Source organism: Pantoea sp. X-Soil-ISGK-259, assembly GCF_059730705.1.
Genome location: NZ_AP035986.1, coordinates 2,758,367 through 2,769,219, shown reverse-complemented (window position 1 = coordinate 2,769,219; position 10,853 = coordinate 2,758,367). Strand labels below are relative to the sequence as shown.

General features: G+C 55.4%; 10 protein-coding genes. 9 read left to right on the top strand and 1 reads right to left on the bottom strand.

What is annotated here, in order from left to right:
* Nucleotides 1-5: 5 nt before the first annotated feature.
* The 7 genes from nuoI (at nucleotide 6) to AC6I77_RS12940 (ending at nucleotide 7,020) form a co-directional block, all read left to right on the top strand.
* Entirely contained in the window at nucleotides 6-548 is a 543-nt protein-coding gene (gene nuoI, locus AC6I77_RS12970; RefSeq protein WP_003854239.1) for an NADH-quinone oxidoreductase subunit NuoI, read from the top strand.
* 10 nt (nucleotides 549-558) lie between these two features.
* Nucleotides 559-1,110: an NADH-quinone oxidoreductase subunit J gene (gene nuoJ / locus AC6I77_RS12965; protein WP_003854237.1), complete on the top strand. Its 552-nt coding sequence runs from the start codon at nucleotides 559-561 to the stop codon at nucleotides 1,108-1,110.
* On the top strand, nucleotides 1,107-1,409 hold the full coding sequence (gene nuoK / locus AC6I77_RS12960) for an NADH-quinone oxidoreductase subunit NuoK (protein ID WP_003854236.1): 303 nt from the start codon (nucleotides 1,107-1,109) through the stop codon (nucleotides 1,407-1,409). Before nuoJ ends, nuoK begins: the two co-directional genes overlap by 4 nt.
* Nucleotides 1,406-3,241, top strand: coding sequence for an NADH-quinone oxidoreductase subunit L (gene nuoL / locus AC6I77_RS12955; protein ID WP_497816997.1), 1,836 nt, complete (start codon nucleotides 1,406-1,408; stop codon nucleotides 3,239-3,241). The genes nuoK and nuoL overlap by 4 nt, the downstream gene beginning before the upstream one ends.
* A gap of 210 nt (nucleotides 3,242-3,451) precedes the next feature.
* The gene (gene nuoM, locus AC6I77_RS12950) at nucleotides 3,452-4,972 is read left to right on the top strand and encodes an NADH-quinone oxidoreductase subunit M (protein WP_003854232.1); all 1,521 of its coding nucleotides are present in this window, start codon (nucleotides 3,452-3,454) and stop codon (nucleotides 4,970-4,972) included.
* A gap of 6 nt (nucleotides 4,973-4,978) precedes the next feature.
* Nucleotides 4,979-6,436, top strand: a complete 1,458-nt coding sequence (gene nuoN, locus AC6I77_RS12945) for an NADH-quinone oxidoreductase subunit NuoN (protein WP_003854230.1) — start codon at nucleotides 4,979-4,981, stop codon at nucleotides 6,434-6,436.
* 125 nt (nucleotides 6,437-6,561) lie between these two features.
* Nucleotides 6,562-7,020 carry a GNAT family N-acetyltransferase gene (locus tag AC6I77_RS12940; protein ID WP_105098956.1) on the top strand — a complete coding sequence of 153 codons (459 nt, stop codon included), beginning with the start codon at nucleotides 6,562-6,564 and terminating at the stop codon, nucleotides 7,018-7,020.
* A 33-nt stretch (nucleotides 7,021-7,053) separates the two neighbouring features.
* Here AC6I77_RS12940 and AC6I77_RS12935 read toward each other — a convergent pair whose 3' ends face one another.
* Entirely contained in the window at nucleotides 7,054-8,712 is a 1,659-nt protein-coding gene (locus AC6I77_RS12935) for a glucan biosynthesis protein D (RefSeq protein ID WP_008926468.1), read from the bottom strand.
* 335 nt (nucleotides 8,713-9,047) lie between these two features.
* On the opposite strand from AC6I77_RS12935, the gene elaB reads away from it, so the two are divergent.
* Both elaB and AC6I77_RS12925 read left to right on the top strand, forming a co-directional pair.
* Nucleotides 9,048-9,359 carry a stress response protein ElaB gene (elaB, locus tag AC6I77_RS12930; protein ID WP_003854223.1) on the top strand — a complete coding sequence of 104 codons (312 nt, stop codon included), beginning with the start codon at nucleotides 9,048-9,050 and terminating at the stop codon, nucleotides 9,357-9,359.
* Between the two features lie 246 nt (nucleotides 9,360-9,605).
* Nucleotides 9,606-10,802, top strand: coding sequence for a nicotinamide mononucleotide deamidase-related protein YfaY (locus tag AC6I77_RS12925; protein ID WP_110411226.1), 1,197 nt, complete (start codon nucleotides 9,606-9,608; stop codon nucleotides 10,800-10,802).
* Nucleotides 10,803-10,853: the final 51 nt, after the last annotated feature.

Genomic DNA, 10,853 nt, shown 5'->3' with positions numbered 1-10,853 from the left:
AACAAATGACTTTGAAAGATATTGTCGTAGGCTTTGGCACGACAGTTCGCAGTATCTGGCTGATAGGGCTGCACGCCTTTGCCAAACGTGAAACGCAGATGTACCCGGAAGAGCCGGTTTATCTGCCGCCACGCTATCGTGGCCGTATCGTGTTAACCCGCGATCCGGATGGTCAGGAGCGTTGCGTCGCCTGTAACCTGTGTGCGGTTGCCTGTCCGGTTGGCTGTATTTCACTACAGAAAGCCGAGACCAAAGATGGCCGCTGGTACCCGGAGTTCTTCCGCATCAACTTCTCACGCTGTATTTTCTGCGGCATGTGTGAAGAAGCCTGTCCGACCACCGCGATTCAGCTTACCCCGGATTTCGAACTGGGTGAGTTTAAGCGTCAGGATCTGGTGTATGAAAAGGACGATCTGCTGATTTCGGGACCGGGTAAATATCCGGAGTACAACTTCTACCGCATGGCAGGTATGGCGATTGACGGTAAAGATAAGGGCGAAGCGGAAAACGAAGCCAAGCCTATCGACGTCAAAGGCTTATTACCTTAAGGAGCAAGGCATGGAATTTGCGTTTTATCTTTGCGGACTGGTGGCGGTGCTGACGACGTTGCGCGTCATTACCCACACCAATCCGGTACATGCGTTGCTGTACCTGATCGTTTCGCTGTTATCGATCGCGGGCGTCTTCTTCTCTATGGGTGCCTATTTTGCGGGTGCGCTGGAGATCATCGTCTACGCTGGCGCCATCATGGTGCTGTTCGTCTTCGTCGTTATGATGCTGAACCTGGGCAAGCAGACGGAGAAGCAGGAGCGTGAGTGGCTCAGCCCGTCATTGTGGATTGGTCCCGGCATCGTCTCGTTGCTGCTGCTGGTGGTGATGATTTACGCCATCCTGACGGCGAATGACCAGGGCATTGATGGCACCATCATCGACGCCAAAGCGGTCGGCATCAGCCTGTTTGGTCCTTATGTGCTGGCGGTTGAACTGGCTTCTATGCTGCTGCTGGCAGGTCTGGTCGTGGCGTTCCATATCGGTCGTGAAGAGCGTCAGGGCGAAGTCCTGAGTAACCGTAATGCTGACGCCGCTCAGGTGAAAAAGGAGAACGCATGATCCCGTTACAACATGGATTGATTCTTGCTGCCGTGCTGTTTGTCCTTGGACTGACGTCGCTGGTGATACGCCGCAATCTGCTGTTTATGCTGATCGGCCTTGAAATCATGATCAACGCCGCCGCCTTAGCTCTGGTGGTTGCCGGGAGCTACTGGGGTCAGGCCGATGGACAGGTGATGTATATCCTGGCGATCAGCCTGGCGGCAGCGGAAGCCAGTATTGGTCTGGCGCTGCTGCTTCAGCTCTATCGTCGTCGTCAGACGCTGAACATTGATACTGTGAGCGAGATGCGCGGATGAATCTTCTCTATTTAACTGTCTTGTTTCCGCTGATCGGCTTTCTGCTGTTAGCGTTTTCCCGCGGTCGCTGGTCTGAGAACCTGTCGGCCACGGTAGGTATGGGATCGGTGGGTCTGGCAGCATTGACTACAGTGATGCTCGGATTCGAGTTCTTCGCCAGTGGTCAGCAAGCCTATACCCAGTCACTCTGGACCTGGATGCATGTCGGCAACTTCGACATGAAAGTGAACCTGACGCTGGATGGCCTGTCTCTGACCATGCTGTCAGTCGTCACCGGTGTTGGCTTCTTCATTCATATGTTCGCCTCCTGGTATATGCGTGGAGAAGAGGGCTACTCCCGCTTCTTCGCCTATACCAACCTGTTTATCGCCAGCATGGTTGTTCTGGTGCTGGCCGATAACCTGATGCTGATGTATCTGGGCTGGGAAGGGGTAGGGCTCTGCTCTTATCTGCTGATCGGCTTCTACTACAGCAATCCGGAAAACGGCAAAGCGGCGATGAAAGCCTTTATCATCACCCGCGTGGGCGACGTCTTCCTGGCATTCGGCCTGTTCATTCTCTACAACGAGCTGGGCACGTTGAACTTCCGCGAGATGATGGAACTGGCGCCGGCGCACTTTGCCGCAGACAACCATATGCTGCAGTGGGCAACGCTGATGCTGCTGGGTGGCGCGGTCGGTAAATCGGCACAGTTGCCGTTGCAGACCTGGCTGGCTGATGCGATGGCCGGTCCGACACCGGTTTCAGCACTGATCCACGCCGCGACCATGGTGACAGCGGGTGTTTACCTGATTGCCCGCAGCCACGGTCTCTTCCTGCTGACGCCGGAAGTGCTGCATCTGGTCGGCATCGTCGGGGCAATTACCCTGGTGCTGGCGGGCTTTGCCGCGCTGGTACAGACCGACATCAAACGTGTTCTCGCTTACTCCACCATGAGCCAGATTGGTTACATGTTCCTGGCGTTGGGTGTTCAGGCGTGGGATGCGGCGATTTTCCATCTGATGACGCACGCCTTCTTTAAAGCGTTACTGTTCCTCTCTTCGGGTTCAGTGATTCTGGCCTGCCATCACGAGCAGAACATCTTCAAAATGGGTGGCCTGCGCAAGAGCATTCCGCTGGTCTACACCTGCTTCCTGGTTGGCGGCGCGGCGCTGGCGGCACTGCCGCTGATTACGGCGGGCTTCTACAGTAAAGATGAGATTCTGTTCGGCGCACTGGCTAACGGTCACATCAACCTGATGTTTGCGGGTCTGGTAGGGGCGTTCCTGACCTCTATCTACACCTTCCGCATGATCTTCATCGTGTTCCACGGCGAAGAGAAAATTCATGCGCACGCCGGTAAAGGCATTACCCATCATCTGCCGCTGATTGTACTGCTGCTGCTCTCTACCTTCATTGGTGCGCTGATTACGCCACCGCTGGCGGGTGTATTGCCAGCCAGTGAGTTTGGTGAAGCGGGCAAAGTGGGACTGGAAATCACCTCGGGCGTCGTAGCGATTGTCGGCATTCTGATCGCTGCTGCGCTGTGGCTGGGCAAACGTGAGCTGGTTACCCGTATCGCAAACAGTGCGCCAGGCCGCTTCTTCGGCACCTGGTGGTTTGCGGCCTGGGGCTTCGACTGGCTCTACGATAAAGTGTTCGTTAAACCCTACCTGGGCATTGCGTGGCTGCTGAAGCGCGACCCACTGAATGGTCTGATGAACCTGCCTGCGCTGCTGTCACGCATTGCCAACAAAGGCCTGGTTGTCAGTGAGAACGGCTACCTGCGCTGGTACGTTGCGTCAATGAGCCTGGGTGCCGTACTGGTGCTGGCTATGCTGCTGGTGATTTAAAGATTGATGAGCGGGGCAGGTTAGTTAATCTGCCCATTGAGAATGTCAAAAATTGTCCTGAGCAAGGGCGTTATCGTCGCAGCCAGTCTGGTTACCGCCAGCGCGCAGCAACCGGAGCATACCGAGGTATGTGAGGATTGCGAGCACTGCCGGGAATCAAACTGGCAAGTAAGATAGCCCGAACTAAGACAAAGAAAAGGGAAGTGTGCCGTGTTATTACCTTGGCTAATTATCATACCCTTCGTCGGCGGTCTGATCTGCTGGCTCACTGAGCGCCTTGGCGCGAAGGTGCCACGCTGGATCGCGCTGATCACCATGGGGCTGACGTTGGCGCTTTCGCTGCAACTCTGGTTGCAGGGAGGCTATTCACTGACGCAGGCAGCGGGCATTCCGCAGTGGCAGTCAAGTTTCTCCGTTCCGTGGATCCCACGCTTCGGCATCAGCTTCCATTTAGCCATTGATGGCCTGTCGCTGCTGATGGTAGTGCTGACAGGCCTGCTCGGTCTGATGGCGGTGCTCTGTTCATGGAATGAGATTTCAAAGTATCAGGGCTTCTTCCATCTGAACCTGATGTGGATCCTGGGCGGCGTAATCGGTGTGTTCCTTTCCATCGACATGTTCCTGTTCTTCTTCTTCTGGGAAATGATGCTGGTGCCGATGTACTTCCTCATCGCGCTCTGGGGTCATAAAGCGTCTGACGGCAAAACCCGCATCTCCGCTGCGACTAAGTTCTTCATCTACACCCAGGCTTCCGGTCTGGTGATGCTGATTGCGATTCTGGGCCTGGTGTTTGTCCACTACAACGCGACCGGTGTCTGGACGTTCAACTATGAACAGCTTCTGAAGACGCCAATGTCGAGCGGTGTTGAATATCTGCTGATGCTGGGCTTCTTTATCGCCTTTGCGGTGAAGATGCCGGTAGTGCCGTTACATGGCTGGCTGCCGGATGCGCACAGTCAGGCGCCGACTGCGGGTTCTGTTGACCTGGCAGGTATCCTGCTGAAAACCGCGGCTTATGGCTTACTGCGTTTCAGTCTGCCGCTGTTCCCGAACGCGTCAGCAGAGTTTGCGCCAATCGCTATGTGGTTAGGCATCATTGGGATCTTCTACGGTGCCTGGATGGCCTTCTCGCAGACCGATATCAAACGTCTGATCGCGTATACCTCGATTTCGCACATGGGCTTTGTGCTGATTGCTATCTACACCGGCAGCCAGCTGGCGCTGCAGGGTGCGGTGATTCAGATGATTGCACACGGTCTGTCCGCAGCGGCACTCTTCATTCTGTGTGGTCAGCTGTATGAGCGTCTGCATACTCGTGATATGCGTCAGATGGGTGGTCTGTGGTCGCGCATCAAATGGATTCCGGGTCTGTCGCTCTTCTTTGCTGTCGCCAACCTCGGTATGCCGGGTACGGGTAACTTCGTCGGCGAATTTATGATTCTGACCGGCAGCTTCCAGGTGGTGCCGATGATTATCATCATCGCGACCTTTGGTCTGGTGTTCGCCTCGATTTACTCGCTGGTGATGATGCAGCGCGCTTACTATGGCGAAGCGAAATCGAAAGATCCGCTGCCAGGCATGTCGCCGCGCGAGTTCATGACCATCGGTGTTCTGGTGGTGCTGCTGGTGCTGCTGGGCGTCTATCCACAGCCGATTCTGGATACTTCGCACGCTGCCATGAGCAATATTCAGCAGTGGTTTACCGCTTCAATTTCAACTACAAGGCCGTAATTCGCCATGACAATAACTCCTCACCAATTGATTGCGTTACTACCGCTGTTAATCGTCGGATTGACGGTGGTGGTTGTGATGCTGTCCATTGCCTGGCGACGCAACCACTTCGTTAACGCCACGCTAACGGTAGTTGGCCTGAATCTGGCGCTGCTCTCGCTCTACTTTGTCGGTCAGGTCGGGGCGATGGATGTCACGCCGCTGCTGCGCGTCGATGGCTATTCGATGTTCTATACCGCGCTGGTGATGCTGGCGAGTCTGGCGACCTGTACCTTTGCCTATCCATGGCTGGCGGGTTACCCGGACAACAAAGATGAGTTCTATCTGCTGGTGCTGATTGCGGCCCTCGGTGGCATCGTGCTGGCCAGTGCTAACCATCTGGCCTCGCTGTTCATCGGCATTGAGCTGTTGTCGCTGCCGCTGTTTGGTCTGATTGGCTACGCTTTCCGCCAGAAACGTTCGCTGGAAGCCGCACTGAAATACACCATTCTGTCTGCGGCGGCCTCATCGTTCCTGCTGTTTGGTATTGCGCTTATCTACGCCGACTCCGGTAACCTGAGCTTTGTTGCGCTGGGTCAGAGCCTGACTGACAGCATGATCCATGAGCCACTGCTGCTGGTGGGGCTGGGCATGATGATCATCGGCCTGGGCTTCAAACTTTCACTGGTTCCGTTCCATCTCTGGACGCCCGATGTGTATCAGGGTGCGCCTGCGCCGGTTTCAACCTTCCTGGCGACAGCCAGCAAGATTGCGATCTTCGGTGTCATCATGCGTCTGTTTATGTACGCGCCGGTGACCGACAGCGAAGCGGTGCGCACTGTGCTGGCCATGATCGCCTTCGTTTCGATTCTGTTCGGTAACCTGATGGCGATTTCGCAGAGCAACATCAAGCGTCTGCTGGGTTACTCCTCTATCGCCCACCTCGGCTATCTGCTGGTCGCGCTGATTGCAGTGAAAGATCATCAGCTGTCGCTGGAAACCTCAGGTGTTTACCTGGCCGGTTATCTGTTCAGCAGCCTGGGTGCCTTTGGTGTGGTGAGTCTGATGTCCAGCCCGTATCGTGGCCCGGATGCAGATTCACTCTACTCTTATCGCGGTCTGTTCTGGCATCGTCCTATCCTGTCAGCGGTCATGACAGTGATGATGCTGTCACTGGCCGGTATCCCGATGACGTTGGGCTTTATCGGTAAATTCTACGTGATTGCTTCAGGCGTCAGTGCGCATCTGTGGTGGCTGACCGGTGCGGTAGTAGCGGGCAGTGCGATTGGCCTTTACTACTATCTGCGCGTAACGGTAAGTCTCTACCTCAGCCCGCCGGAACTGCACACCCGTGATACCCCGGCTAACTGGGCATTCACCGCCGGTGGTGTCGTGGTTCTGATTTCTGCCATTCTGGTACTGCTGTTAGGGGTTTACCCGCAGCCGCTCATCAGACTGGTCCAGATGGCTCAGCCACTGATGTAAGCTGATAACTGCGAATAATGAATCAGGCCTCCGGGCCTGATTTTTTTTGTCTGTCAGATGAGGTGACCAGCTGGTGCTGACGACCTCGCGCTGATGTAGAGTGTCTGGTTTAGTAAGGAGAGACCATGAACATTGACTGGCAGGATAAACACCATAGCGAACTTACCGCCCCGGAACTCTATGCGCTGCTGGCGTTGCGCAGTGCGGTGTTTGTGGTGGAGCAACAGTGTGCTTATCTTGATGTGGATGGCAAAGATTTACAGGCCGAAAACAGGCATCTGCTGGGCACGGTGGATGATCAGCTGGTGGCTTATGCGCGACTTCTTTCCCCGGAAGATGAAACCAGCCCGGTGAAAATTGGACGGGTCATTGTTTCAGATCGGGTGCGCGGTGCGCGTCTGGGCAATCGTCTGATGGAACAGGCGATCAGCAGTTGTCAGCAGCACTGGCCAGGCCGTGACATATTTCTCTCCGCGCAGGCGCATCTTGAAAACTTCTATGGGCAGCACGGCTTTGTGGCGGTGGGGGAGAACTATCTGGAAGATGGCATTCCGCACGTCGATATGCTGAAGAATGCGCCATAAAAAAAAGCGAGGCCTGAGCCTCGCCTTTTTCTATCAACCCACCGTCATCTGACGGTCATCGACATATTTGCGCTGATCCGGCGCAGGCGGGAAATACTGATAAAGCCAGGTTTCACTCAGCGTCTCATCCTTGCTGCGCAGGAACAGACGCATCTCTACCGGCTGGGTGGAATCGCTGTTCGGATACCAGTCAAACAGGATGCGGTATCCTTTGAGCGGATCGACATACAGAATTTCAACCTGCTTCACGCTGCCGGATGAAACGGTAATCACCGGCTCAATGCCTTTCGGCGCAGCAGCCTGCAGATCACCACCAATAAAATCGATGGCGAAGCGGCGGCACCAGGTTTCCGGGAAGTGTTCGCCAGGCGCCCAGCCTTCCGGGAAACCACCGATACCGGTACGGGTCGCATCCACACGTGCCAGACCGCTTCGCACTGGCGGCAGACCACTCCAGTAAAGCTTGTAGGAGAAATTCAGCTCGCTACCCGCTTTCACCGGCTCAGCCGGTTGCCAGAAGCAGACCACGTTATCCAGCGTTTCACCGGTGGTCGGGATCTCCATCAGGTTAATCGCGCCTTTGCCCCACTTGCCGACCGGCTCAACCCACAGGCTCGGACGTTTGTCATACCAGCCAATCACATCCTGATAATCCTTGAAGTCGTGATTCAACTGCAGCAGGCCGAAGCCTCGCGGATTCTCATCTTCATAGGCGTTGAACTGCAGACGCTGCGGATTATTCAGTGGGCGGGCGATCCATTCGCCTTTACCGGTCCACATCGCCAGACGATCGGAGTCGTGGATCTGCGGATGGTAGGTGTTGCACATGCGGCGCTCGTTGGTGCCGCAGCTGAACATACTGGTCATTGGCGAGATGCCAATCTGACGAATCTCTTTACGGGCGAACAGGTGGTTTTCCACCTCCATCACCACGCGTTTCTCTTCGCAGTGGATGATGAACTTATAGGCACCCGTCACACTGGCGCCATCCAGCAGGGCGTAGCAGGTAAAGGTGGTATCTTCCGCTTTCGGCGTTTCAAACCAGAAGGCGGTGAAATCGGGGAACTCTTCCTGGCCATTGCTGAAGGTGTTGATCGCGACACCACGCGCCGAGAGGCCATACTGGTAAGTATCGTCTACCGCACGGAAGTAACTTGCGCCAAGGAAGGATACGATGTCGCGACGGGCCAGTTCCGGTTTTTTAAATGCGCGGAAACCGGCGAAGCCGAGGTCAGTTTTGCCCTCCAGTTGCTTAGTATCAACCTTCGCGTCGTTATAGTTGAACAGCTCAGGGCGAAAGTGAATTTCGCGTGCCTGACGGCTCTCGCCGTCAACAGAGAACATGCGGATGCGCCGCTTGAAGCCCATGCCGACATGGAAGAACTGCACGTCCAGCTGACGATCGGGCAGGTTATTCCAGAGTGAGTGGTTGGCGTCATACTGAATTTCGTTGTACGCCTGTGGGGTCAGTGTGGCCAGCGTCTCCGGCAGTGCACCTGGTGCACCGCCCCAGGGTTTCTTCGCCAGCGCAGCCGCGTTTTTCTTCAATACGTCGAAATCGAAGCGTACGGCGGTTCCGTCAGCAATGCCATCTTCTGCCCATGCGGATTGCGCAAACAGCGTTGACAGGCCGGTCATGCCGCTGACGGCAGAGAAGGCCATTGACGCTTTCATAAACATTCTTCGATTCATGCCAGAGATCATTCCTTAGCTGTTCGAGGGTGTCGTGACTGTTGTGCAACATGCACTTTCATGGCCCGATAATCACAGGCAACAGAGGGGTACGACAGTAGGGTTACTGGAAAATTCAGTCACGACAAAATTTATCAGATTAATCAAAGAAGCGAAGCGAAATTCGGCGGTTGCCGCTGCGTCTTACACTTCTTTGCGCAGCGAAGCGGCGCACCGCCTGCACTGAGTAAGATTAACAGATGAAAAATCAGGTGATTCCTGGAGCAGGAAATCAGCAGAGCGCCAGATTATGGCTATAGTTAATGAACTGCTTTGCAATTCACACGGAGGAAATGATGGTAAATCAGACAAATCAATTCGAATCGGGCCTCGATGACGATATTGCGTTACTGACCGAAACCCTGGAAGAAGTGCTTAAGGCATCAGGCGATCCGGCCGATCAGAAATACATTGAGCTTAAAAGCAAAGCTGAACAGGCGCTGAACGATGTTAAATCCCGTGTCAGCCAGGCGTCCGACAGTTACTACTATCGCGCTAAACAAGCGGCATATCGTGCAGACGATTACGTGCACGAAAAACCGTGGCAGGGCGTAGGTATTGGTGCAACCGCCGGCCTGGTTCTCGGCCTGCTGCTGGCGCGTCGCTAATTGCGATTCGCTCATGCAGCGCGGTAACAGACGACAGCAGTAAACCTGCGGCGGGTAAATCCCGCCGTTTTTTTATTGTTTTCTCAACCCCTCATTGATTCACCTCTGTTGAGCCTGCCTCGCCCTCATTCACTTTTATGCGCAACGTGCTGCTTTAGATAAACCAGTAACAAACACTGGTCACACAGATTGTGTTTCGCAGGTGGACTTCATACAGTTAAATAAACGTGAAAAGGAGAACCGGACGTGATTAGAATTGAGATGCTGTCTACCGGGGATGAGGTGCTGCATGGCCAAATCGTCGATACCAATGCCGCCTGGCTGGCTGATATTTTATTCCAGCAAGGTTTGCCCATGACCAGCCGAACCACGGTTGGGGATTCACTGGAATCGCTCATCGACACCCTGCAGGCACGAAGCCATGAGGCCGACGTGTTGATTGTGAATGGCGGCCTGGGTCCCACCAGTGACGATCTCAGCGCGCTGGCAGCCGCTCGCGCCTGTGGGGTTGAACTGGAGATGCAGCAGGACTGGCTGGCACAAATGGAAGCCTGGTTCGCCAGCCGTGGCCGGGTGATGGCCGCCAGCAATCGCAAGCAGGCTGAAATTCCGGCCAATGCGGAGCTGATTGATAATCCGGTTGGAACCGCCTGTGGCTTTGCCCTGCAACTCAACCGCTGCTGGATATTCTTCACGCCTGGCGTGCCATCTGAATTTAAGGTGATGGTGGAGCAGCAGATCATTCCCCGTCTGAAAGCAAAATTCTCGCCGCCCGAACCGCCGATTTGTCTACGACTGACCACCTTTGGTCGCGGTGAAAGTGATATTGCCGCTGAGCTGGAGCCGCTGGCGCTGCCGGAAGGTGTGGTGATGGGCTATCGCTCGTCGATGCCGATCATTGAGATCAAACTGACCGGCCCGGCCAGTCAGCGTGTCGCGATGGAGCAGGTGTGGCAGCAGGTGCGTCTGTTACTGGCGGAGTGCACTATCTTTGAAGGCACGGAAGGGTTACCGGCGCTGCTGGCACGCGAGCTGACGCAGCGTGGCGAGCAGCTGGCGGTCAGTGAGCAATACACCGCCGGGCTGCTTTACTGGCAGCTGGCTGCCGCCAGCGTGCCGTTGCGGGGCGCTGACATTCTGCCATCAACGCAGGAGACGCTGGAGCAGCAGGTGACGCGCACGCGCGAACTTGCCGCACAGCAGCAGGCAGCGCTGGCGCTTTCTGTTGGCAGCCTGGAACAGGAAACGATTTCGGTAGCGTTACATACGCCGGATGGCGGCTTTGGTCAGCGCGTGAAGTTCAGCACCGGTCGTCATAACCTGGAGACGCGCCAGAAGGTGGTAGCGATGATGGCGATGAATATGCTGCGCCGCTGGTTACACGGCAGCGAAGTGAGCACCGGTCACGGCTGGATTGATGTGGTTGAAACTGTCAGACAGTAATTTCAGTGAAAACAAAACGGGCGCCAGAGGCGCCCGTTTTGTATGTGACTG